The following is a 24,797-nucleotide window of genomic DNA, read 5'->3' as shown; positions in this document are numbered from 1 at the left end:
TAAAAAACATATATTGCATGTAACTAAACAAAAATTAACCTAAACAACAGAGATATGAGAAAAATCTTTACCTCACTATTTTTTCTGTGTGTACTTTTTGCAGGCCTTTCTACAACGGCTCAGGTAAAAACCATTACCGGAAAAGTAACCTCATCAGACGATGGTCAACCCTTACCCGGTGCGAGCGTAAAAGTTAAAGGAACTTCTACAGGAACTTCAACGGCAGGAAATGGAAGTTTTACTTTACAAGTACCACAAACAAACGCAGTTCTTGTTATTAATGCGATTGGATATACCACTCGCGAAATTAGCGTTGGAAATCGAACTTCAGTTGATGTTTCTTTAGTTGCTGATGCGCAAGAGCTACAAGAAGTTACTGTATCAACAGGTTTGGGTATTACCAGACAAGCAAAATCTTTAGGTTATGCGGCGCAAACCGTAAGATCAGAAGAATTAAACTTTAACCGTCAGCCTAATTTAATTAATGCTTTACAAGGTAAAGTTGCGGGTACAACCATTTCCAGTATGGGTGGTGGTCCTGGTCAGGGTGCAAATATTAGAATCAGGGGTGTAAATTCAATCGATCCAAATACGCCAAGTGATCCGCTTTACGTAATTGATGGAGTTCAAATTGATAATACTACATCTACTTTAGGTGCAAATCCCGGAGGTACAGCTTATGGTGCCAGAGGTGTAAGTAATCGTGCTTCAGATATTAATCCAGATGATATAGAAACCATTAATATCTTAAAAGGTGGTGCTGCTACGGCTCTATATGGTTTAAGAGGGGCAAATGGTGTGGTTGTAATCACAACTAAAAAAGGAAAGGCGGGCGGTATAAGCATCAATCTAAACAGTAGCTATGGTTTTGATGAAGTGTTAAAGAAACCAGCGGTTCAAAAAGAATATACTCAAGGTGTTTTAGGTGTTTATGCAAATCCTCCAAGTGGTATTGGACCGGCATGGGGACCAACAATAGCTGAGGCAAAACTGATAGATCCAACACATCCTGATCAACTATATGATAACTATGATAGAGCATTTGGAACTGGTCAGCAAGTTAAAAACTCGGTATCAGTTGCAGGTGGTAGCGAAGCCGTTCGGTTTTTCTCTTCTGTTTCTCAGTTATATCAAAAAGGTATGATGCCAAACACCGATTATAAAAATCTATCTGGAAGATTAAATACAGATTTTACCATCAGCCCAAAATTTAAAGCTGCGGTAAATATGAACTTCAGCAACGCTGGCGGTTATACTTACAGTGCTGATAGGTTTGGTGAAGGTTTGGCTTATTGGTCGCCACGTTATGATGTTGCAGATTACATTAATGAAAATGGTACTCAAAAATACATAGGTACAAATAACCCAATCTGGGGTACAGCAACCAATCAGCTCAAAGGTGATGTAAACCGTTTTATTGCTGGTGCTTCATTAAGCTACGAGCCTGTAAAATGGTTAAACTTATCATATCGTTTTGGTTTAGATACCTATAATGATAACAGAGTTAGAACTGCACCGGGCCCGATGGGTATTGCTGGCGAGCAGGTTTATGATAACGACCAAGGTTTTTACGGTGAATACAATGCAAAATCCAGAACTTTGAACGGAACATTTATCGCAACGTTAACATCAAAATTAACTAGCGATATTACGGGTACCTTAAGGTTAGGACAGGAGATGTACGATTCTAAAATCAAGAACATCGGTACGTTGGGCAGTCAATTAAGTATTTATAATTTTTATAATCTTGCAAATGCAAAAATAATTAGCGTTTCTCAAGGCTTTGAACAAAAAAGATTGATAGGCTACTTTGGTGAGGCAACTTTCGATTATAAAAATTATTTGTTCTTAACCGTAACCGGAAGAAATGATATCACTTCAACCTTGTCAAAAGAGAATAGGTCATTTTTCTATCCTTCGGCGAGTTTAAGTTATGTATTTTCAGATCATTTTAAATTACCAGCTTCAATCAGTCAGGCAAAATTAAGATTGTCTTACGCGAAGTTAGGTAAAGATGCGCCAATTTATGCGGGTACATCATCAGGTTTTGCAACTTACACTGGTTTGCCAACAGGCTCAACAGGATTAACATTAGCATCCAATTTAGGAAACCCAAATCTTCGTCCGGAGTTTACCAATACTTATGAAGGTGGTTTAGAAATGTCGTTTTTTAAAGGTCGCTTAGGTTTTGATTTCAGTTACTATTATTCATTAAGTAAAGATCAAATCGTAAGAGCTCAAATCACATCAGCAACTGGTTACGTTACAACATCAATTAATGCAGGCAACATTCGTAATCGTGGTGTTGAGCTAGTAATAAACGGTAAGCCTGTTGATGGTCAGAACTTTAAGTGGGGTGTTAATTTAAACGTATCTGCAAACCGCAATAAAATTTTGTATTTACCTACTGAAATCATTTATGGTTCAGCAAGAGGATACGGAAATGCAGGTGTAACCATGAAACTTGTACAAGGCGAATCATTTGGTAATATCTACGGCTCTTATTTCAATAGATATTCTGGTGGCCAACCTCAGGATGGAAACTTCTTAGATAAAAATTTACCGCTCCTTATCGGTGCAGATGGTTTCCCAATCATTTCTGGCGGTACACAAAGAATACTTGGAAACTCTCAGCCAGACTATGTAATTGGTATGGGTAATAATTTCACTTATAAAAGATTTAGCTTAAATGTTTTGTTTGATGCTCGATTAGGGTTTGAAAAATACAACTGGCTTGAAGATTTTTATTCTGCTTTTGGTTTACCTGATTATACTGCCGACAGAAGAACAACAAGAATTTTTGAAGGTGTTTTAGCGAATGGACAACCAAATACTAAACCTGTTTATATGGGTCAGCGTTTTGGTCCTGATGGTGTAGATTATGGCGAGGGTTATTACCGCAGATTCTATAGAAACGTATCCGAACCATTCGTAACCGATGCATCTTGGGTTCGTCTTCGTTCTGCAAGTTTAACTTATGCATTGCCTACAAGCTGGTTGCCTAAAAAAGCAATCCGTAATGCATCCGTTTCGGTAACGGGTAATAACCTTTGGTTATGGACTAAATACTACGGTGTAGATCCAGAATCAAGTTCTTATGATGCAGGAAGTAATAATGATGGTTCTGCCGGATTCACTTATCCAACTGCCCGTACAGTTATGTTTTCACTAAACGTTGGTTTTTAATTTGATAACGATGAAAAAGATTTTAAAATATACGATGTTATCAACCTTGGTGGTTAGCGTTGCCTTTCAAGGTTGCAAAGACAGCTATTTTGATGATGTTACTAAAAACCCAAATCAGGTAACAACGCCAACATTGGCTTCTTTACTTGCAACATCAACAAGTAAGGCTGGTGTTAATAATTACAATGTAGCCAGTGCTATTGCGCCATACGTTCAATATACAGCCAACCCGGCTGCTGTTGGTGCAGGCGATACTTATCAGGCAATAGATTTCAGCGGAACCTGGGATGCGCTTTATTTCGCAATGGCTGATGCAACAGAAATGAAAAAAATGGCTATTGCACAAGGCTCTAGCGAGTATAAAGGCGTAGCCAATGTACTTATTGCATATAACCTGATAATGGTAAATGACATGTGGGGAGCTGCACCATTTTCTCAAGCTTTCGACATTACAAACTTTACCCCGAAATATGGTACCGCCCAGGAGGTTTACAATCAAACCATGGCCTTAATTGATGAAGCAATTGTAGAATTAGCTAAAACCAATGCAACTGTTAAACTATCTGCAGCCAGCGATTTAATTTATGGTACTACAGGTGTAAATGAAAGAGCAAATTGGTTAAAATTTGCATACGCACTAAAAGCAAGGTTGTTAAATAAAGTTAGTAAAACAGCTACCTACAATCCAACTGCTGTATTGGCTGCAGTAAGTAATTCTTTTACTTCAAATGCTGAAGATGCTCAAATGTCAACATTCAGCATTAGAAATTTCTGGGCAAGTGTTGCCATTAGTAATGCATCGCAATCTCTTGGAGGATGGCTTTCAGAACAATTAGTTGATCATTTAAATGGAACAACTTATGGTTTGTTCGATCCAAGAATTGCAAAAATAACCGACCGAACAATTAATAATGTTTACATTGGAACTGTAAATGGTGCGGGAAACAGATTGCCAGGCGCAAACACACTAAAAGATGAGTGTTACATTTCAGTTAACTCACCATGGACCAGCCCAACTTCTCCAATCTTTATTGCCACTTACGCAGAGCTGAAATTTATTGAAGCCGAAGCCGCATTTACAACCGATAAAACTAAATCTTATAATGCTTATCTTGCTGCTATTGGTGCGAACATGGATAAATTTCAAGTGGCTTTAAGCGATAAAACTACGTATTTGGCCGATCCAAGAGTTGCAGTAGGTGTTGCAGCCTTTACTAAAGATTTAATCTTTAAGGAAAAATATGTTGCAACATACTTAAACCCTGAAGCCTGGAATGATGCCAGAAGATTTGACTATAAATACAAGGATTTTACGCTTCCTGTAAACGTAACCTTGCCAGATTTTATACGTAGAAATGATTATCCTCAGGGAGAAAAAAGTAAAAACGGTGCGAACGTTCCAGCTGAAGTTCCAAGAACAACAAAACTATGGTGGGATCAGTAACATTTTTATAAAAAATTACCCTCTAGGCCCTTTCCGTTTATCGGTTAGGGCTTTTTTATTTAATTTATTAGAAATTTTTAGATAATGAAAAAAGTAATACTGGTTTCGGTAATAATTATATTTTCAATTCAGCTTTATGGACAAAAGTATAGCCTGCAATCTGTCTTAAGTTACCCGTTTCCAAGTCAGTTGGTTGCGGCGCCATCGGGTTCTAAAATAGCTTGGGCAGCTAATGAACAGGGTAAAAGAAATATTTACGTTGCAGAAGCACCAGATTACAAAGCAGTAAAAATTACTGATTATAAAGAAGATGACGGGCAAGAGTTAAGCAGCTTATCGATATCAGCTGATGGTAAGTGGGTTGTTTTTGTTCGCGGTGGCGACCATGGCGGTAGAGATGGCGGACCAGTGAATGCGCTAAGTATGCCTTTAATGCCTAAAGTTGAGGTTTACTCAGTTCCATTTACCGGAGGTAAAATAAATCTAATTGGCGAAGGCGATAATCCTGTAATTTCTCCCACAGAAAACAGAGTCGTATTCTCAAAATCTGGTCAGTTACTAATGGGTTCGCTGGATACGGCTATTCCTGCGAAAGCGATTATAAATATGAAAGGCATTCAGTCGGGCTATAAATGGTCGCCAGATGGTAAGATGCTAGCATTTGTTTCAAACCGGGTTGACCATTCCTTTATCGGTATATATACAAATACACAAACTCCAATTAAGTGGATTTTGCCTTCATTTTCGAAAGATGCTGCGCCAGTTTGGTCGCCAGATGGTACAAAACTAGCTTTCGTTCGCACACCTGGAAGTGGCGGTGCAACAGATTCTATCTTAACTAGAAAACACCAACCATGGGCAATTTGGGTAGCTGACGTAAATAATGGTAAAGGAAAGCAAATCTGGAAGGCACCAGAAACAATAAGAGGTTCTTATCCGTCAATTGATGGTGGCACAAATTTATTATGGGCTGATGGAAAAATTGTTTCCGCTTCTTATGAAGACGGCTGGCCACATCTATATTCAATGAATACTGATGGATCTGGCAGAATTCTTTTAACCCCGGGAAATTTTGTTGTCGAAAATGTGGAGTTAAGCAATGATAGAAAAACCTTGATTTTTGCAACAAACACGGGCAAAAATGCCGATGATTTGGATCGCAGGCATATTTATAAAGTTTCGGTAGATAAAGCCGATATGGCCGCGTTAAGTTCTGGTTTGGGTATAGAATCTTATCCTGTAATTTCTGGTGATGATAAGGCTGTTTTCTGTTTAAGCTCCACCGCTCAAAGACCGCTATTGCCTGCTGTTTTAAACAATAAACAAATCGATTTAATAGGAGAAGAGTTAATTCCAAAAGATTTCCCGATTAAGGATATGGTTATTCCAAAGCATGTAAGTTTTAAAGCCGCAGATGGAAATACAGTTTACGGACAATTATTTTCGCCAAAAGATAACGCTAAAAAACATCCGGCGATTGTTTATGTACATGGTGGCCCGCAAAGACAAATGTTTTTAGGTTGGAACCCAATGGATTATTATTCTATTGATTATGCTTTAAACCAGTATTTGGCCGAATTAGGTTTTACTGTTCTTTCTGTAAATTATCGCTTGGGCTTAGGCTATGGTTACGATTTTCATAAACCTTTAAATGCTGGCGCACAAGGCGCTTCAGAATATCAGGATGTAAAAGCCGCCGGAGTGTGGTTAGCCACACAGCCAAATATTGATAAATCTAAAATTGGAATTTATGGCGGCTCTTATGGAGGTTATTTGGTTGCCTTAGCTTTAGGTAAAGATTCGAACCTTTTTGCTGCGGGTGTAGATATTCATGGCGTTAATAACCGCTTTAGCAGCAATAATGGTGATAATAGAGAACCAGCTCCGGATGCCGCATTAGCCGCAAAAATTGCTGCCGAATCTTCGCCAATTACTTACCTAAATACATGGACTTCGCCTACATTAATTATTCATGCTGATGATGATAGAAATGTTGCTTTTAGCCAAAGTGTTGATTTAGCTAAAAGGTTTGAGGATAAAAAATTTGAATTTGAATTTTTGTCTATTCCGGATGATACGCACCACTGGATGAAATTCTCTAACGGAGTTAAAGTTAGCGAAGCTACAGCAGAATTTTTAAAACGAAAACTGATGAATAAATAACGTTATGTCTTCTTTATGTATTTTAGAATCATCAAACTTAGCGGGTTTAGTTGATACCCGCTAATGTTATTCTGCAACATCACTACCGATTGATCGTAAAAAACCGGAACAACCGGCGAATAATCCATTACCATCTGATCCATTTTTCTATATAACTGAAAGCGTTTTTCGTTGTTTGTTTCGTAATAACTTTGCTCAAAAAGCTTGTCGAATTCTTTATTATAGAAGGCCGTATAATTCGGTCCGAAGGGAACCTTGTTTTTAGAATAAAACATCGACAGATAGTTTTCGCCGTCCGCATAATCTGCAATCCAGCTTCCGCGGAAAAAGTTAACATGGTTTTTAGAAATCAAATCTCTTAAACTTGTACTTGGGCTAACATCAATCTTCGTTCTAATACCGATAGCAGAAAGCTCACTTTGAATAAATTCTATTAAATCTTTATAAGTTGTTGTAGTGTTCAAGGTAATTTCGCCCATGCCTTTCCCTTCGGGGTAACCAGCTTCTGCCAATAATTTCGCTGCTAATTTTGGGTCGTAATGATATCCATGAACTGCTGAACTATCAAAACCAGGCATCCCTTCGGGTATAAAACCAGATGTTGCAGCTATGCCAATACCATTTCTTAAATACTTGATGAGTTTATCTCTGTCGATGGAATAATTTATCGCCTGGCGGATTTTTTTGAGCTTTAATGGCGAATTTTTAACTATCGCCAAATTGGAATCAACCAGAATGCCTACATATTCAGTGCATAAATAAGGGCTTTTAGTTAATTGAAATTTACCCTTATATTTCGAAGTCATATTTCCACTTTTAGTCAAAATATCATCGCGGTAACTTCCATCAACACTATAATAAAAATCTAAATCCTTTTTCAAAAAGCTCATAAATCCACTTTGTTTATCGCTGATGAATGAGGCTTTAAGTGCATCTATATAAGGTAATGGTTTTCCTTTTGTATCTTTTTCCCAGTAATGTTCGTTTTTCAAAAGCACCAAAATTTCGCCTTCCTTCCAATATTTAAATTTAAAAGGGCCGGTTCCAACCGGGTGACTTCTAAAATCTTTACCATAATGTTCTACAACCTCTTTTGGTACAACAGAACAATATTGTGAGGTAAGTAAACTCATAAAAGGTGGGAATGGTCGCACCAGTTTAATCTGGAAAGTAGTATCATTTACCGCAATGAAATTGGTTTGATCTTTTACTTTATCGCTAAAAATCCAGCCACCAGATGAGGCAACTTTGGGGTCAATTAAACGGTAAAAACTGTAGGCAAAATCTGCAGCAATAACTTTTCTGCCTTTTCCGTTTTTAAAAGCCTGGTCGTCATGAAAGTATACATCATCACGCAGGTTAAAAGTATAAGTTAAGGCATCATCAGAAATTTTCCAGCTTTTTGCAATACACGGAATGGTTTGTAATGTCGAATCGATTTGTACCAAACCATTAAAAACCTGATTGGTCATCCATATTGCATTTTGATTTCGGGCAAATGCAGGATCTAAAGATGTTAAGCCTTGATCCAAATTGATATTAAATACTTTTTTATTGTTTTCATCTAACTTTTTCTGACAAGAAAACAGCGTAACGGTGCAAAAAAAATAAAATATATACTTAAATGAGTCCTGCATGAATTAAGGATTGTTATTTTTGCACAAATTAATAAATTTAATGCAGATGTCTTTTTTAAACGATTTATTTATTGGTCTGGATGAGACCCAAAAAGAGGATTTACAAGAACGTTTAGAGATTGTAGCGCACAAAATTAAGTTTATGGATAAAATTCCTGTTGCTTGTTTGGATGCGGGCAACAATTCAAATTACTTATTGTCCGAAGAAATTTCGCAAGCTGGGGGAATGTTCGAAACAGATGTTTTTAGTGCTGCATTTATTATTTATTACCAACCCGGCAAAACACTTACCGATTTAATGCGTGAAGTTCCTTCAGCTTTAAATTCAGATTGGCAAGCGGTTAAAAATAACAGAATTATATTGTTAAATGATGATGTAAACAGATTAAGAACTGCAGAAAATGCAGTTTCTTTGATAGAAGATTTAGCAGAAATGATTCATCCGGGTTCATTTATTTTTGGCCACGAGGGCGATAAATGGATTAGGTTTGGAGCGTAAATTAGATGGAAGATGTGTGATGGAAGATAGATGATGTGTGATGGAATAATTAACAATAAAATTGTAAAATTCAATTAACCATGAGAAAATTTGCTTTTATCAGCTTACTTGTATTGTTTTCTTTCCTAACAAAGGCGCAAACTGTACCAACCTTAACTGCAGATGTAGCTGAAAAGCTTTCCATAATGCCTTTAAAATGTATTGGTCAAGAGTTTCCAAATAAAACTTCGCATGTTGCCAATACTGCACTTGATGGCAGATTATTACCAAGCGAATTGCACCCGGCTTTTTATGGTTGTTTAGATTGGCACAGTTCTGTTCATGGCCATTGGATGTTGGTGAGGCTTTTGAAAACAGTTTCTGGTTTAAAGAACAAAGCTGAAATTACAGCGCTTTTAAACAATACTTTCACGCCCGAAAAAATGAAGGCTGAAGCAGAATATTTTACAAAATATCAGGTAGCAAACACTTACGAGCGTACGTATGGTTGGGCATGGTTATTAAAATTAGATCAGGAATTATATACCTGGGATAATCCGGATGCAAAAAAATGGTATGCAGCACTACAGCCTTTAACCAAACAAATTTTAACGCTTTGGAAAGCTTATTTACCAAAGCAAACTTACCCAAATAGAACAGGTGTGCATCCAAATACTGCATTTGGTTTGGTGTTCGCTTTAGATTGGGCTAAGACATTTAAAGATGTTTCTTTTGAGGCGCAAATTAAATTAAAAGCTAAATCTTTCTATTTAGATAATGTTGCAACGCCAGCTTACCTGGAGCCCGATGGCTCAGATTTCTTTTCGCCAAGCTTAGAAATTGCCGATTTAATGCGTAGGGTTTTGCCAAAAGCAACTTTTGTTAATTGGCTTAATAAATTTTATGAGGAGCGCAGTTTAAAACGCATAAGCGATTTGCCTGTGATTAGCGATATTAACGATTATCAAGGTGTGCATTTGGTGGGGCTTTCTTTTACCCGAGCCTGGTGTATGAAAGGAATTGCCAGAGAATTGCCGAAAGGACATAAATTAAAACTTCGTTTTGAAAAAACTGCTGAAAAATTTCTTGCAAATGCTTTACCATTGGTTTTTGCGGGTAATTATGGCGGCGACCATTGGTTAGCATCTTTTGCGGTTTATGCCTTGGAATAGCCGACAATACTTGAGTCGTGTCTTCCTGAGCTTGTCGAAGGATTTGTTGGATATTATTAAAAAAAATCTGTTTTTAGATGGTGTTCGTTTAGCCGAGATTTTTTTTGAAAAGCAAGCTTCGGTGTGTATCGGTTTCGCAAGTCCCGTTATACGCTTTATCCCGAGAAATACGGGATGCTCGCTTCTACCGGGTTTATTTAACCTAAAACTGTGTTTCAAAAGCCAGATTCGACAGATTAGTATGGTATAAATCTAATCCCTCGGTTTGTGTCTCCACAAAACGAAACATTAATAGGGTAAAAATAATTGTCTGTGGAGACACAGGCAATGGCAGAATGAATAATAAATTTGCAATAATTCCTCGGTTTGTGTCTACACCGACCGAAACCGTTGAGTTTTTCAGTTTTATGCAAAGAATTAAGTACTTAAACCCGGTTGCAGCGGTACCCTGCAGCGAGGAAGCATGACGAAGCGAAGCGTACAAGCGCAAAACGGGACTAACAATAAAATGAAATGCAGGTTTTGCTTTTCAAATTAATGATTGAATTTTGATTGATAGAAGGTTTGAATAAAGGTTAAAATTTGATGAACTTTTCTATTTGCTCATCAATAAAACTAAGTGTGTCTTCTTTTATCAATTTGCCTTCCAAATCGAGCTCGTTTTTAATGTTTGGGATATGTAAACGCAAGGGTAAAACATTAAGATGTACGTAATGGCAAACACCTGTAAAATGCTCAACACCACGAATGTTGCCATATTTTCCTGAAGAAATACCGACCAAGGCAGCTTTTTTATCGTAAAAACTATCAGGGAAATTACTGGCATCAATTAATACCTTCAGTACGCCAGGATAACTACCATTGTACTCAGGCATTACGAATATGAATTTCTCTGCATTGTAAATCAAATCTTGAATCTCTTGAAACGCTTTAGATCTTTTACCGTACATGTCGGTATTTAAAACATCGGCAGGCAAATGCTCCAAACTAAAAACTGTAGCCTGCAAGCCTTTTTTTAAAAGTTCAGACTGGTAATATTTGGCAACTTTTAGCGTATTGCTATTAGGTCTGTTGGTTGCCGCTATTATTGTTATCATGAAGTAAATTGTTAATAAGATGTTTAAAACGCAAATACTGTAATTGCTAAAATTGCCATATAGTTTGTATCTTAGCTGATTGACAAAAAGGGCTTAAACAAAGCAAAAATAGAACATTTTGCCGATTATAAGGCATTAAATAAAGAGCCCTAACGTAAGCGTAAAGTAAATTTCGGACATATAGATGAGCAAAATAATTGCATTAGCAAATCAGAAGGGTGGTGTTGGTAAAACAACTTCATCAATTAACCTGGCGGCAAGTTTAGCCGTATTAGAATATAAAACCTTGTTGGTTGATGCTGATCCTCAGGCAAATTCAACTTCAGGTATCGGCTTTGATCCCCGAAATATAAAAGACAGTATTTATGAGTGTATTATAAATGATATTGACCCTGCACAGGCAATTCAGAAAACAGATACGCCAAATTTAGATTTATTACCGGCACACATTGATTTAGTTGGTGCAGAAATTGAAATGATTAACCTTAACAACCGCGAGTACAAAATGAAAGCGGTTCTGGAGAAAATTAAAGATCAATATGATTTTATTATTATTGATTGTTCACCATCGTTAGGTTTAATTACCATAAACGCTTTAACCGCTGCAGATTCTGTTATTATTCCGGTTCAATGCGAATATTTCGCATTAGAAGGTTTAGGCAAATTATTGAACACCATAAAAATTGTGCAAAACCGTTTAAATCCTGAATTGGAGATTGAAGGTATTTTGCTAACCATGTATGACGTTCGTTTGCGTTTATCAAACCAGGTGGTTGAAGAAGTAAGAACACATTTTAACGAATTGGTTTTTGAAACCATTATTCAGCGTAATACTCGCTTAAGTGAAGCGCCTAGTTATGGTGTTTCGGTTATTATGCATGATGCAAATTGCAAAGGCGCAATAAATTACCTTAACCTTGCCCGCGAAATTGTAAAGAAAAACGGCTTGTTAAAGGAAGAGGAAAATATAGGAACGGAAAATTATAAATAATAGATGACATCTTTTCAGCGAAAAACAGGATTAGGCAGAGGATTAAGTGCGCTTTTAGATGATAGCGAATCGGCACATCCGCCTAAGCAGCAGGTAAATGCGGTTAGTGAAACGGAGCAGATTGGCAATATAAGCCATGTAAGTTTAAATGAGGTTGAAACCAACCCTTACCAGCCACGTACCGAATTTGACCAGGTTGCATTAAACGAACTTGCTGATTCGATTAAGGTGCAGGGATTAATACAACCAATTACGGTTAGAAAAATCGGTGCAAATAAATACCAGCTAATTTCTGGTGAGCGAAGATTTAGAGCGTCTAAATTAGCAGGTTTAACGCAGGTTCCGGCATATATTCGTAGCGCTAACGACCAACAAATGTTGGAAATGGCGCTTATCGAAAACATTCAAAGAGAGAATTTAAATTCTATAGAGGTTGCTTTAAGTTTCCAGAGAATGATTGATGAAGTGGGTTTAAAGCAAGAGCAACTAGGCGAACGTGTTGGGAAAAACCGTACAACGGTTACCAATTATTTACGTTTACTAAAATTACCGCCTGCAATACAAGCTTCCATTCGCGACCAACGCATTACAATGGGCCATGCAAGAGCATTAATTAATGTTGATGGCGTTGATAAACAATTGTTTATCCATCAGGAGATTTTAGACAAAGGTTTGTCGGTTCGTAAAGTTGAGGAGTTGGTTCGCAACCTTCAGCACGCACCGCTAAAAACTGCTGGAAAATCTAAAGAAAAAGGTAATTCTTTTCAATATCAAAAATTACAAGATGATTTAGCTTCAAAATTTGCTACTCGTGTAAAATTAAAGGTTACACAGAATGGAAAAGGGGCCATCGAGATTCCTTTTGTAAGTGATGAAGACCTTAACAGAATTTTAGAATTATTAGATTGGTAATGTTAAATAACAGGATTGTAATAACGTTATCTCTGGTATGTGTTTTCTTTTCAAATCTAGCTTCGGCTCAGGTACAGGATACTTTATTAAAACCAATTGACACTGTAAAGGCTACACCCATTAAAGCTGTACCCATGGATACCGTCCGCAAAAAAGCAGATACGGTTAAGTATGTAAATCCTGGAAAAGTTGCCGGGAGAAAAGCTGTTTTTAAATCGATGTTGATTCCCGGATGGGGACAGTTATATAACAACCAGCTTTTGAAAGATAAGTTAAATGCAAAAGGTGAAAAAACAGGTCATTTTTGGCAAAAAACTTACACTTTGGGTAAGGTTGGGTTGATATACGGTGGTTTTGGTGCATTAACTTTATCATATATTGAAAGTCGTAAAAATTATAAAATTTTCTTAACTGAGGCACAAAACAGAGCATTTAATAATGCTCAAACCGATCCGGCACTAAAGAGGGACCTTAATACGGAGTTATCAAGATATGATGATACCAACGTTTTAAATGCCCAGGCAATCTATAAAAGAAACGGACAAATTGTTATCTTTTCTTATTTTGCACTTTATGGTGCTCAAATTATTGATGCTTACGTTGCGGCCAGACTAAATTTTTTCGATGTTGATGATAAGCTTTCATTTAATGTGAGTCCAACTTTGATAAATAATCCAAATGCCATGTATGGTTTTAATAATGCGCCTGCTTTAAAACTTTCTATAAAATTTTAATATATAAATCACCTAAACTTATAAATAACCGATGAAAATTGCGCTTTTAGGATATGGCAAAATGGGACAAATTATCGAGAAATTTGCGCTTGAACGTGGTCATGAAATTGTTCTAAAAATTTCTATCGATAATCAGGAAGATTTAACCCGTCAAAACTTAAAATCGGCAGATGTTGCCATTGATTTTAGTACACCAGATTCTGTTCTGAAAAACATTGATGTTTGTTTTGATGCCAATGTTCCTGTTGTGGTAGGTACTACAGGTTGGTACGGTAAATTACAGGAAGTTAAAAATGAATGTAATAGCAGTAACAATACTTTACTTTATGGGTCTAATTTCAGCATTGGCGTTAACTTATTCTTCAAATTAAACCAAACTTTGGCTAAGTTGATGAATAATTATCCTGCCTACGAAGTTCAGGTTGAAGAAATTCATCATACTCAAAAGCTTGATGCACCAAGCGGAACAGCGATAACTTTAGCAGAAGGTATTGTAGATAACTTGGAGCGTAAATCTGAATGGTTGAACGAAGTAGTTGGAACAAATGTGGAGGTTTTTCCGAAAGGAGAACAGTTGCTAATTGAATCGCATAGAATTGAAAATATACCGGGTACGCATACGGTAATTTACAGCAGTGAGGTTGATGATATAGAAATTAAGCACACGGCACACAGTAGAGCAGGTTTTGCATTAGGTGCAGTGGTTGCGGCAGAATGGTTAAAGGACAAGAAAGGTTTTTTCAGCATTACTGATATTTTCGAGTAGGCTGATTTTAATAAACAGATAACGGTTAACTGATTTTAATTTTAAATCGTTAACAACTAAACAAGATATATGAATTACAAATTCTGGCAAAAAAAACAGGATGCCACCAAAAAGAAAAAAACTAAAACCCGCGAATGGGTTGATGCCATTGTTTTTGCCGTTGTTTCAGCAACAATAATCAGGGTTTTCTTTATTGAGGCTTATACCATTCCGTCTGGTTCCATGGAGCGCTCATTATTAATAGGCGATTTTCTTTTTGTAAGTAAAGTAAACTATGGCGCTCGTATCCCGATGACACCGGTTGCCTTTCCTTTTGCACATCATACCATGCCAATTACTGGTACAAAAGCCTACTGGGATGGCGTTCAGTGGAAATATCATCGCTTACCTGGTTTATCAGATATAAAAAGAAATGATGTTGTGGTATTTAACTTCCCGGAAGGTGATACGGTTGCTTTAGAAAACCAGGTGCCAAGTTATTACGATTTGGTTAGGCAAAGTGGACGCGAAGCGATTCATAGCCAATATACAATTGTTAGTCGCCCGGTAGATAAACGCGAAAATTTTATTAAACGCTGTATCGGTATTGCGGGTGATGTTATCAGCATGAAAAATGGTATTGCAAACATTAACGGTAAAGATGAGCCTTTAATAAACACCGGAATGATGCCTTACAAAATCGAATTTAAAACCATGGAATTTAATTATGGTGTGTTTGATGATTTAAAAGTAAAGCTCGGCGATATGCAACTGATTGGTGATAATACCTATGTTGGAGATTTATCGCCAGAATTAGCCGAAAAAATTAGAGCCTTTGATTTTGTAAAATCTGTTAATATGTTTGCCGCTACTGCATCTGATGTAGAGCCAGGAGGCACTTTCCCTCACGACCCAAAACGTGTTTGGAACAGAGATAACTTTGGTCCGATAAAAATTCCTGCTAAGGGTTGGACGGTTAATATAAACAGTAGCACAATGCCTTTATATTACCGAGCAATTAGAACTTATGAAGGCAATAAAGTGGAGGAAAAAGCCGGAGTATGGTACATTAATGATAAACCTGCTACAAGCTATACTTTTAAAATGAATTATTACTGGATGATGGGCGATAACCGCCATAATTCTGCCGATTCTCGTTATTGGGGATTTGTGCCAGAAGACCATGTTGTTGGTAAAGCATTGTTTATTTGGATGAGTTGGGATAGTGAAGGCAGTTTCTTAAATAAAATCCGTTGGAATAGATTATTACGAGGTATTAAGTAAAATTAAACACACATATCCAAACAAAAAAAGGCTTAAAGAGATTTAAGCCTTTTTTTGTTTGGTAACTAACTTTTAAAAAAAATTAATAAGTTTTTAAATGTTTTAAATTTATTTATTAAGTTTGTTATAACTAAACCAAACTAATGTCTGTTATAATTGAGAAGAATCAGCGCTTACGTGCAGATATCATAAAATATCTTTATTATAAAAATGCATTGTCATTAACCGATTTGAGTAAGCTTACAAGTAAAAGTTTGCCATTGGTTACCTCTATTGTTAATGGTTTAATAAATGAAAATTTTATTATAGAACAAGGTTTAGCGCCTTCTACAGGTGGCCGCCGAGCTTCCATTTATCTGCTAAATCCCAATAATCAAAAATTTACAGTTGCTGTTGCTATGGATCAATTAGTTACCAGATTGGTGATTTATGATTTATCACGAAAAATGGTGATACCTATGCAATATCTTGATTTCAACATGTCTGATGAAAGCAGTGATGTTGATGTGCTTGTCAATTTTATTAATAAAAGTATTCAAAGCTCAAATATCAACAGAAAAGATATTATTGGAGTGGGCATAGGTATGCCGGGCTTCGTAAATGCAGAGCTTGGTGTGAATTCATCTTATTTGCCAATTAAGGGCGGTACAACAATTCGTGATTATTTAAGAAAGAAGATAAAGCTTCAGGTGGAAATAGATAACGACTCGAGTTTAATCGCGCTGGCTGAACTAAACTTTGGTGAAGCGGTAGGCCTGAAAAACGTAATGGTTGTTAATATTGGTTGGGGAACAGGTTTAGGAATGATTTTGAACGGGCAGCTTTATCGTGGAAGTAGCGGCTATGCAGGCGAATTTAGTCATATACCATTATCAGATAGTAAAAATTTATGCTCGTGTGGTAAAAAAGGCTGCCTGGAGGTCGATACATCTCTACTCGTTATGGCAGAAAAGGCCGAAAAAGCGTTAGCTGAAGGTACAGTTTCGAGCATGAGTGAGTTGTTTAAAGATAAAAGTAAACATCCACGGGAGCATTTTCTGGACGCAGTTAATGCGCAAGATCCTTTAGCAATTTCTATTCTCTCCAAAGCAGGTTTTCAATTGGGTAAAGGGTTGGCTACGCTCATCCATATCTTAAATCCAGAGTGCATAGTGCTAAGCGGTAGAGGTGCGAAAGCAGGAAAAATGTTAGTTCCGCCTATACAACAAGCTATAAATGAGTTCTGCATACCTCGTATTTCAGAACAAACAAAAATAAAAATATCGACACTAACAGATGAGGCAGAGCTTTTTGCTGCTGCAAGCTTAATAATAGAGAATTCTCAATTCGATTAACTTAAAACCAAGGCGTATGGATAAATCAAAAAACAACTAACCTTAAATTCCTAATTAAATAAACAAACTTAAACTAAACAATATGAACAGAATATACTACAAGTGCTTGAGTATATTGTTATTTACCATGCTGGCGATAACAACTTTTGCACAAAATAAAATTACCGGTACGGTAAAAGATGCATCTGGGCCTTTTCCCGGAGCAAGCGTTTCCGTTAAAGGAACAATGAGAGCAACACAAACCGATGCAAACGGAAATTTTACCATTGCAGCACAGCCAAACGAAACATTAATTTTTACAGCTGTTGGTTACAAAAGAACAGAAGTTGCAATTAATAGTCAAACTACGCTAAGCGTAACCCTTACCGAAGATGCAAATTCACTTAATGATGTGGTTGTTACAGCCTTAGGAGTAAAGAGGGATGCAAAAGCCTTGGGTTACGCAGTTAGCACTATATCCTCAAAAGAGTTAACACAGGCAGGTGCAACAAACTTTGCAGGCGCAATGTATGGTAAAGCTCCGGGTGTGAGAATTTCATCAGCACCGGGTGGCGCAACAAGTGGTGTAAACATTAACATTCGCGGCGTAAATTCAATTACTAATAAAACCCAGCCACTAATTGTATTGGATGGTGTGCCTATTCGCGATGGTGAGTATGCAAACAGCGATTATTGGGGCGATCAGCGTATGCGTGGTAACGGATTACTGGATATCAACAATGAAGATATTGAAAGTATTTCCATTCTAAAAGGCGCCTCTGCAGCTGCACTTTACGGTTCAGAAGCAGTAAATGGTGTGGTTTTAATCACTACAAAGAGTGGTAAAGGTGCAAAAGGATTTAATGTAGATTTTAATGCAAATTATACCAATGATAAGGTGGCTTATTTGCCAAGATATCAGAACGTACGCGGGCCAGGTATCGATCCATTTTACTCAAACGCCGGACAAGCAGCTGATGGTTTTGTTTATCAGGATTTAGATGGTAACGGAACCAAAGAAACCAGAGGCGTTGGTGCATTTTCTATCAACTTTGGGCCAATCTTCGATGGTAAACCTACATTAGCATGGGATGGACAAATGAGGCCATACGATGCACAGATTGACAATTACGCTAAGTTTTTTCAAACAGCAAATAACTCAAATGTAAATGTTGCAATATCTAACACAACTGATAATTCTAATATACGTTTATCCCTAACCCGTCAGGATAATCAGGCGGTAAGTTATGGCACTAAAAACGAAAAAAATATAGTAAACCTAAACACTTCATTTAAATTAGGTAAGCGGTTTACAACTGATTTAATTGTAAACTATATTAATCAGTACACTCATAATCGTCCATTTCTGGTTGACCGTATGATTAACAATTTTACAGGTATGATCGGTAGATTCGATAATCCGGAGTGGTACAACGCAAGGTATAAAACCAGTAGAGGTTATAAGTTTGTAACCGGAACAAACCAAAGTTTAACTCCGGCAGAAAATATTATTTACCCAGGATTTAAAGCCGATGTTGCAGACTATATCTGGAATGTTAGAGAAAATAATGAAAACGAATTCAGCGACCGTGTTATCGGAAGTTTGACCAATACCTGGAGTATTACAGACGACTTAAAGTTAAGGGCTCGTGTATCATCTGATATTACTTCTCAAAAAACGGAAACATCAAAACCAAACGAAGTTCCAATCGCATTTAATCCTAATTCAGGCTTTTTTGGTTTGATGAACTACAATAGCAAAATTCTTTATGGTGATGCCTTGTTAACCTATACAAAAAAAATCACTAAAGATGTTGGCATTACCGCAATGGGAGGTTATACAGCTACCCGCGAAACTTACAACTCAGTTCAGCGTGAAACAAATGGTGGTTTAAGTGTAGAAAACTGGTTTGATTTAAGTGCTTCTAATAATATGGCTACGTTTAACAATGGTTTAAACTATCGCAGAACATTAGTTAAAGATGCCTTTTTAGGTACCTTGAATGCCAGTTTTAGAGATTACTTATTTGTTGAAGGAACTGTTCGTAGAGATAGAACATCTACCATGAATCCTAACGACAATAGTTTTGTTTATCCATCAGTTAACTCAGGTTTTGTTTTCTCAGAAGCGTTTAAAATGCCAGAAGCAATTAGTTATGGTAAAATAAGAGCATCCTGGGGTATTGTAGGTAACTATCCATCTATTTATTTAGCTAATGTTGCATATTCACAAAACACATTAGGTACTCAAGGCGGTTCTAGTTCAGTGCTTTACACAACTATTCCAACATCATATGGTAATGAACTTATAAAACCAGAGCGTAAAAAAGAGCTTGAGTTTGGTTTGGAAATGCGCTTTTTGAAAGACCGTTTACGTTTAGATGTATCGTACTATAATGCTCAAATCAACGATCAGATTTTACCTCTAACCATTCCTTCATCTTCAGGAGCAACATCAATTCTGGCAAACGTAGGTACCTTAAGAAATAAAGGTATTGAGGTTGCTTTAAGCGGAACGCCGGTTAGAACGGCTTCATTCAGCTGGAATTCTACAATTAATTTCTCGAACAATAAAAACGTTGTAGAGAAATTGGCAAATGGCGCTACAGAACTAATTCATGCAGATTATGATGGTAATGCAGCTCAATTAAAATCTATTGTTGGACAACCAATGGGCGATATTTATGTGCACCCAATTGCTAAAGACGCAAGAGGAAACGATATTGTTAACAGCGATGGTTTATACAAGCTTGATGCAAATAACATGGTTAAAGCCGGTAACTCTATGCCAAAAATGATTGGTGGTTTTATCAATAGCTTTGCATACAAAAACTTCTCTATGGATGTTGTAATGGATTTCCGCTATGGTGGTCACGTAATGCCTACTGGTATTAATTGGATGATTAGCAGGGGTTTATTGGAAGAAAGCTTAAACTTTATGGATGAGGCCAGCGGTGGTTTAAGATATTACAGAAATGCGGCAGGCATTGGTGTACAAACTACCGGTGCCCAGGGTCCGAATGGTGAAAAAGTTTTTACTGATGGTATGTTGATGGGTGGCGTTTTAGAAAACGGACAGCCAAATACAAACGTAATTTCTCAATCTTATTACTATTGGAATACTTACAACTGGGGTGGTCCTCAGTACAGTTCAGCTCGTTACGAATTGTATGTAATTAAAAACAATTACGTTAAAATGCGTGAAATTACATTAGGATATAAAATTCCGGTTAGTTTGGCTAAAAAAATAGGTGCTAAAAACTTACAAATCTCTGCATTTGGAAGAAACCTGTTTTACTTATACAGAACTATTAAGGACTTAGATCCGGAGCAATTGACATCAGGTTCAAGATGGACACAAACCATTACAAACGCAGGTTCTAATCCGGCAACTAGAACTTTTGGTTTTATGCTTAGAGCGGGCTTTTAATAAGTGCTAATTGTAAAGAAGATTAAAATGAAAAAGATATTATCAAATATAGCGATAACACTATGCTCTGCGTTGGTTATCACCTCATGTAAAAAATCAGAATTTAATGATGCTTACAGAGATCCCTCAAAAGTAACTACATCATCAGTAGCGAAACAATTTGCGGGCTTAATTTATACTAATAGGGAATATGTTGTACCAAGTTACTGGAATTATTTTGTGGTGCAGCGTACATCGGTTAACCAATATACACAAGCTGTAGGTTGGGCTAATGCTATTGGTCAGTATGTTCCACCATCGGGTGGTGTTAACGATAGATGGTCTAATTATTACAATTTTTTGGCTCAATACAGAGAGTTACAGAAAATTTATAATGCATCTAGCGCTACAGAACAAGCCGATAATCGCATTTTCATGATTACTGCGGCAATTTACTTTTATGATCATACTCAAAAAGTGGTTGATTTGCACGGAGATATTCCATGGATGGATGCCGGCAAACTTAGTTCTAATGGTGGCGATTACAGCGCTTCGTATGCAAAATATCAAGGTGCAGAAAGCATTTACACAACCATGTTAGATGATTTAAAGAAATTTTCTGATGATTTATCTACCATTACCGTTCCTGCTGCATCTTTAACTGCATTCAAAACTCAAGATCTAATTAACAAAGGTAACATCGTGATGTGGCAAAAATACTGTAACTCACTCCGCCTTCGTATATTATCACGTGTTTCAGCGGTAGGCAGCCTTTCTGCCAGATCTAATACTGAAATTGCTGGCATTTTAGCAAACTCGGCTAAGTATCCATTATCATTGGTAAATGATGACAATATACTTTTAAAAGTTACTGATGTAGGTAGTGATATCAATGCTAAAGGTTTTCAGACTGGTTTAGAAGACTGGAACGGAAACATCGCAGGTAAAAGAATGATCGATCACATGAAAACCAATGCTGATCCGCGTTTAAGAGCATTATTTGAACCGGGTGCAAATGCAGCAGGGGTATATAATGGCTTAGATCAGTCTTTAGATGCTACAACTCAAACCACCTTAATAAACGGAGGTACGATTTCAATTTATAATCGCTCAACGGTTAGTCGCAACCAGTTTTTTCCAGGTGTATTAATTACTGCTGCCGAGGTTAATTTTCTTTTGTCTGAATATTATCTAAAGGCAAATAATGATGCAATGGCAAAATCAACATACGAAGCCGGAATAAAACAATCTGTAAATTTTTATTATTGGGTTAGAACCGTAAGTAACGATAATACAGCCGGTGCTTTAACTGCTACAAACGATACTGAAATAGGTCAATATATTGCAAAACCTGCTATTGCATGGGCAGGAACAAATGCAGCAAAATTAGCTTTGTTAGCAAACCAAAAATGGTTACACTATAATGTTATCGAACCAATTGAAGGATGGGCAGAGTTAAGAAGATTGGATTTGCCAGCTTTAACTTATCAGGTAGATAATTCTAGTCAGCAGAAACAACCACCTTTTAGATGGGTGTATCCTGCACAGGAAATCTCGTTTAATGCTGCAAATTATGCTGCGGTTGCTTCAAAAGATAATTTAACCACCAAATTGTTTTGGGACGTTAATTAGTTGGATTAGTTGTTTTGTAGGGCAGGAAAATTCCTGCCCTTTTTTATTTTCTTTGTATGATGAAATCTCTTATATTTTCAATCTTATTCTTTTGTTCAGCAATTACTTTTGCTCAGCAAAACGACATTATGCCTCAATCTACCCATTACGAATGGCCTAAAGACCCATTGGTTAAAGAGAAATTAAATAACTGGCAGGATAAAAAGTTTGGTATGATTGTGCATTGGGGCTTGTACGCCGTTCCAGGTATAATCGAATCGTGGTCAATTTGCTCTGAAGATTGGATAGAAAGAGACTCTACAATTTCTTACGAGAATTATAAAAAATGGTATTGGGATTTTAGCAACAAATTTAACCCAACAAAATTTAACCCCGAGCAATGGGCTGCAGCAGGCAAAAATGCAGGAATGAAGTATCTTGTTTTTACCACCAAACATCATGATGGTTTTGCCATGTTTGATACGAAACAAAGCGATTTCAGCATTGCAAGAGGCCCATTTGCAAATAATCCAAAGGCTGATGTAGCAAAATATGTTTTCGATGCTTTTAGAAAAGAAGGTTTTATGATTGGTGCATACTTTTCTAAACCTGATTGGCATTCTCAATATTACTGGTGGCAAAAATATGCTACAGCCGATAGAAATAACAATTACGACATTCGGAAATATCCATGGAGATGGAATAAGTTTAAAGACTTTACCTACAATCAAATTGGGGAGCTGATGAACAATTATGGTAGTGTTGATATTTTATGGTTAGATGGAGGCTGGGTGCGTCCGTTAGAAACAGTTAACGAAGAAGTGCTTTCCTGGGGTGCAAACATCCCAAAATGGAGCCAGGATATCGATATGCCGAAAATTGCAACTATGGCCAGAAAGGCACAACCGGGTTTATTAATGGTAGACAGAACGGTGCACGGTCCTTATGAAAATTATCAAACACCAGAACAAAGAATTCCCGATAAACAATTGGATTATCCATGGGAAAGCTGCATGACTTTAGGTGGCGCATGGGGATTTGTACCAAATGATAATTACAAACCTGCAGCCGAAGTGGTGCATAAACTTGTAGAAATTGTAGCCAAAGGCGGAAGTTTGCTTTTAGGAATTGGTCCGAAACCTGATGGAACTTTGCCGGATGATGTGCTGAAAAAATTAGCAGATATTGGAAAATGGACATCGGTAAACGGCAAAGCCATATACAATACCAGAACAGCTAAAAACTATCATAGTGATAAAACATGGTTTACGCAGAGTAAAGATGCTAAAACGCGTTATGCAATTTATTGTTTGTTAGCTGATGATAAACAAACTGAAATCTCGTGGAATGGGAATACGCCAAAAAAGGGGACAACAGTTAAACTAATTTCCACCGGGCAAAAAGTTACCTGGAAAAGCGTTGGGGATAAAACAACGATAAAATTGCCTGGTAATGTTAAGAACCAGCCGGCTTTAGCTTTTGAATTTGAAGCAGTTGATTAATCAGTCAGCGCTTCAATTTCTAATTTTGCTGCGAGTTCATTCAAATCGTTTACTACAACATCAATTAGCGGTATTCCGCTAATTTTTCTTTCTTGTTCAAACTCATGTTCCGGTTCTCCGGGTATAATTACTTTTTTAGATTCATCAACTGTCTTCGCACTTTTAAATCTCTCTATCCAATTGTCTAAATGATTCTTAAAATCTGCGGCAGGGCGGAAACCATCCACACGCATGGCGCCTAAAAAGTGACCTAAACCTTCGCCTACCGGATTTGCAGAAGGCTCTAAAAAAGCGACAAATGGCGGAACCCATGGGCCATAATTTGCGCCAGAAAGCACTGCTGATAAAATATCTACAGTTGCGCTTAAACCATAGCCTTTATGGCTTCCATGGTCTTTATCGCTTCCCAAAGGCAATAATGAACCACCATTTTTTAGCTCGTTCGGATTGATGGAGTTTTTACCATTTTTATCCTGAACCCATCCATCAGGTATATCTTTATTTCCCCTTTGAGCAATTTCTAATTTTCCATTTGCTGCGGCAGATGTAGCCATATCAACAATTAATGGTGGGTATTTTCCTGCCGGGAAAGCATAACACATCGGGTTTGTACCCAACAAGCGTTCATTTGCATAAGTTGGTGCTACCAGCGGACTAGCATTAGTCATGCTGATGCCAATCATATCTTTTTCTACAGCCATTAAAGCGTGGTAACCTGCAATACCAAAATGATTAGAGTTTTTAACCGAAACCCATCCACTACCATATTTTTCAGCTTTCTCCATCGCAACTTTCATGGCAAAAGGCGCAACAACTAAGCCTAATCCAGCATCTCCATCTACCGTTGCCGTTGTTGGCGTTTCGTGTACAATTTTAATATCTGGTGTTGCGTTAATTCTATTTTTCTCCCAAAGGCGAACATAACCACTTAATCTGGCTACGCCATGCGAATCAATTCCACGTAAATCTGAGCGGATTAAAACATCGGTAGCCAGCGTTGCATGCTCATCAGAACAACCGATTTTTTTAAATACGTTATGGGTAAAAGTCCTGAGCTTAGCTTCTGTAAAGGTTATGAAGTTCATTTAATACGATTTGTCGTCATTGCGAGGTACGAAG

General features: G+C 37.2%; 17 protein-coding genes. 14 read left to right on the top strand and 3 right to left on the bottom strand.

The features are described 5' to 3' along the window. Positions 1-54: 54 nt before the first annotated feature. From LUA86_RS14570 to LUA86_RS14560, 3 genes are all read left to right on the top strand, one after another. Complete coding sequence (locus LUA86_RS14570; RefSeq protein ID WP_231463989.1) at positions 55-3,186, top strand: SusC/RagA family TonB-linked outer membrane protein; 3,132 nt, start codon at positions 55-57, stop codon at positions 3,184-3,186. Between the two features lie 10 nt (positions 3,187-3,196). Then, positions 3,197-4,630 (top strand): SusD/RagB family nutrient-binding outer membrane lipoprotein, encoded by a 1,434-nt coding sequence (locus LUA86_RS14565; RefSeq protein ID WP_231463987.1) that lies wholly within the window; start codon positions 3,197-3,199, stop codon positions 4,628-4,630. 84 nt (positions 4,631-4,714) lie between these two features. Then, entirely contained in the window at positions 4,715-6,793 is a 2,079-nt protein-coding gene (locus tag LUA86_RS14560; RefSeq protein ID WP_231463985.1) for a prolyl oligopeptidase family serine peptidase, read from the top strand. Between the two features lie 2 nt (positions 6,794-6,795). Here LUA86_RS14560 and LUA86_RS14555 read toward each other — a convergent pair whose 3' ends face one another. Beyond that, the gene (locus tag LUA86_RS14555) at positions 6,796-8,430 is read right to left on the bottom strand and encodes an ABC transporter substrate-binding protein (RefSeq protein ID WP_231463983.1); all 1,635 of its coding nucleotides are present in this window, start codon (positions 8,428-8,430) and stop codon (positions 6,796-6,798) included. A gap of 46 nt (positions 8,431-8,476) precedes the next feature. On the opposite strand from LUA86_RS14555, the gene LUA86_RS14550 reads away from it, so the two are divergent. Both LUA86_RS14550 and LUA86_RS14545 read left to right on the top strand, forming a co-directional pair. Further along, positions 8,477-8,929, top strand: coding sequence for a hypothetical protein (locus tag LUA86_RS14550; RefSeq protein ID WP_231463981.1), 453 nt, complete (start codon positions 8,477-8,479; stop codon positions 8,927-8,929). Between the two features lie 80 nt (positions 8,930-9,009). After that, positions 9,010-10,080 carry a DUF2891 domain-containing protein gene (locus LUA86_RS14545; protein WP_231463979.1) on the top strand — a complete coding sequence of 357 codons (1,071 nt, stop codon included), beginning with the start codon at positions 9,010-9,012 and terminating at the stop codon, positions 10,078-10,080. A 575-nt stretch (positions 10,081-10,655) separates the two neighbouring features. Here the strand turns inward: LUA86_RS14545 and LUA86_RS14540 are convergent. Next, complete coding sequence (locus tag LUA86_RS14540; protein ID WP_231463976.1) at positions 10,656-11,177, bottom strand: NADPH-dependent FMN reductase; 522 nt, start codon at positions 11,175-11,177, stop codon at positions 10,656-10,658. Positions 11,178-11,361: 184 nt separating this feature from the next. On the opposite strand from LUA86_RS14540, the gene LUA86_RS14535 reads away from it, so the two are divergent. The 9 genes from LUA86_RS14535 to LUA86_RS14495 all read left to right on the top strand — a co-directional run bounded on the left by LUA86_RS14535 (position 11,362) and on the right by LUA86_RS14495 (position 23,678). After that, complete coding sequence (locus tag LUA86_RS14535) at positions 11,362-12,168, top strand: ParA family protein (RefSeq protein WP_231463974.1); 807 nt, start codon at positions 11,362-11,364, stop codon at positions 12,166-12,168. 3 nt (positions 12,169-12,171) lie between these two features. After that, complete coding sequence (locus tag LUA86_RS14530; RefSeq protein WP_231463972.1) at positions 12,172-13,080, top strand: ParB/RepB/Spo0J family partition protein; 909 nt, start codon at positions 12,172-12,174, stop codon at positions 13,078-13,080. After that, positions 13,080-13,814: a DUF5683 domain-containing protein gene (locus LUA86_RS14525; protein WP_231463970.1), complete on the top strand. Its 735-nt coding sequence runs from the start codon at positions 13,080-13,082 to the stop codon at positions 13,812-13,814. Before LUA86_RS14530 ends, LUA86_RS14525 begins: the two co-directional genes overlap by 1 nt. Before the next feature lie 31 nt (positions 13,815-13,845). After that, entirely contained in the window at positions 13,846-14,580 is a 735-nt protein-coding gene (dapB, locus tag LUA86_RS14520) for a 4-hydroxy-tetrahydrodipicolinate reductase (protein WP_231463968.1), read from the top strand. Between the two features lie 69 nt (positions 14,581-14,649). Further along, a complete protein-coding gene (gene lepB / locus LUA86_RS14515; RefSeq protein WP_231463966.1) occupies positions 14,650-15,843 on the top strand; it encodes a signal peptidase I in 1,194 nt (397 codons plus the stop codon). A gap of 143 nt (positions 15,844-15,986) precedes the next feature. Next, positions 15,987-17,177: an ROK family protein gene (locus tag LUA86_RS14510; RefSeq protein WP_231463964.1), complete on the top strand. Its 1,191-nt coding sequence runs from the start codon at positions 15,987-15,989 to the stop codon at positions 17,175-17,177. Between the two features lie 82 nt (positions 17,178-17,259). Continuing rightward, on the top strand, positions 17,260-20,586 hold the full coding sequence (locus LUA86_RS14505; RefSeq protein WP_231463962.1) for a SusC/RagA family TonB-linked outer membrane protein: 3,327 nt from the start codon (positions 17,260-17,262) through the stop codon (positions 20,584-20,586). Positions 20,587-20,613: 27 nt separating this feature from the next. Next, a complete protein-coding gene (locus LUA86_RS14500) occupies positions 20,614-22,197 on the top strand; it encodes a SusD/RagB family nutrient-binding outer membrane lipoprotein (protein ID WP_231463960.1) in 1,584 nt (527 codons plus the stop codon). Positions 22,198-22,253: 56 nt separating this feature from the next. After that, positions 22,254-23,678, top strand: coding sequence for an alpha-L-fucosidase (locus LUA86_RS14495; RefSeq protein WP_231463958.1), 1,425 nt, complete (start codon positions 22,254-22,256; stop codon positions 23,676-23,678). Here LUA86_RS14495 and LUA86_RS14490 read toward each other — a convergent pair. Then, complete coding sequence (locus LUA86_RS14490; RefSeq protein ID WP_231463956.1) at positions 23,675-24,763, bottom strand: Ldh family oxidoreductase; 1,089 nt, start codon at positions 24,761-24,763, stop codon at positions 23,675-23,677. The genes LUA86_RS14495 and LUA86_RS14490 overlap by 4 nt on opposite strands. Positions 24,764-24,797: the final 34 nt, after the last annotated feature.

Source organism: Pedobacter sp. Leaf132, assembly GCF_920984695.1.
Lineage (GTDB): Bacteria > Bacteroidota > Bacteroidia > Sphingobacteriales > Sphingobacteriaceae > Pedobacter.
This window is presented reverse-complemented; position numbering and strand designations above follow the sequence as displayed.

Bases quoted from the DNA above. Each gene is read 5' to 3' on its own strand.
- LUA86_RS14545 (WP_231463979.1), top strand. From the start codon at position 9,010: ATGAGAAAATTTGCTTTTATCAGCTTACTTGTATTGTTTTCTTTCCTA.
- LUA86_RS14510 (WP_231463964.1), top strand. From the start codon at position 15,987: ATGTCTGTTATAATTGAGAAGAATCAGCGCTTACGTGCAGATATCATA.
- LUA86_RS14540 (WP_231463976.1), bottom strand. From the start codon at position 11,177: ATGATAACAATAATAGCGGCAACCAACAGACCTAATAGCAATACGCTA.
- lepB (WP_231463966.1), top strand. From the start codon at position 14,650: ATGAATTACAAATTCTGGCAAAAAAAACAGGATGCCACCAAAAAGAAA.
- LUA86_RS14525 (WP_231463970.1), top strand. From the start codon at position 13,080: ATGTTAAATAACAGGATTGTAATAACGTTATCTCTGGTATGTGTTTTC.
- LUA86_RS14530 (WP_231463972.1), top strand. From the start codon at position 12,172: ATGACATCTTTTCAGCGAAAAACAGGATTAGGCAGAGGATTAAGTGCG.
- LUA86_RS14555 (WP_231463983.1), bottom strand. From the start codon at position 8,430: ATGCAGGACTCATTTAAGTATATATTTTATTTTTTTTGCACCGTTACG.
- LUA86_RS14535 (WP_231463974.1), top strand. From the start codon at position 11,362: ATGAGCAAAATAATTGCATTAGCAAATCAGAAGGGTGGTGTTGGTAAA.
- LUA86_RS14565 (WP_231463987.1), top strand. From the start codon at position 3,197: ATGAAAAAGATTTTAAAATATACGATGTTATCAACCTTGGTGGTTAGC.
- LUA86_RS14550 (WP_231463981.1), top strand. From the start codon at position 8,477: ATGTCTTTTTTAAACGATTTATTTATTGGTCTGGATGAGACCCAAAAA.
- LUA86_RS14560 (WP_231463985.1), top strand. From the start codon at position 4,715: ATGAAAAAAGTAATACTGGTTTCGGTAATAATTATATTTTCAATTCAG.
- dapB (WP_231463968.1), top strand. From the start codon at position 13,846: ATGAAAATTGCGCTTTTAGGATATGGCAAAATGGGACAAATTATCGAG.
- LUA86_RS14500 (WP_231463960.1), top strand. From the start codon at position 20,614: ATGAAAAAGATATTATCAAATATAGCGATAACACTATGCTCTGCGTTG.
- LUA86_RS14505 (WP_231463962.1), top strand. From the start codon at position 17,260: ATGAACAGAATATACTACAAGTGCTTGAGTATATTGTTATTTACCATG.
- LUA86_RS14570 (WP_231463989.1), top strand. From the start codon at position 55: ATGAGAAAAATCTTTACCTCACTATTTTTTCTGTGTGTACTTTTTGCA.
- LUA86_RS14490 (WP_231463956.1), bottom strand. From the start codon at position 24,763: ATGAACTTCATAACCTTTACAGAAGCTAAGCTCAGGACTTTTACCCAT.
- LUA86_RS14495 (WP_231463958.1), top strand. From the start codon at position 22,254: ATGATGAAATCTCTTATATTTTCAATCTTATTCTTTTGTTCAGCAATT.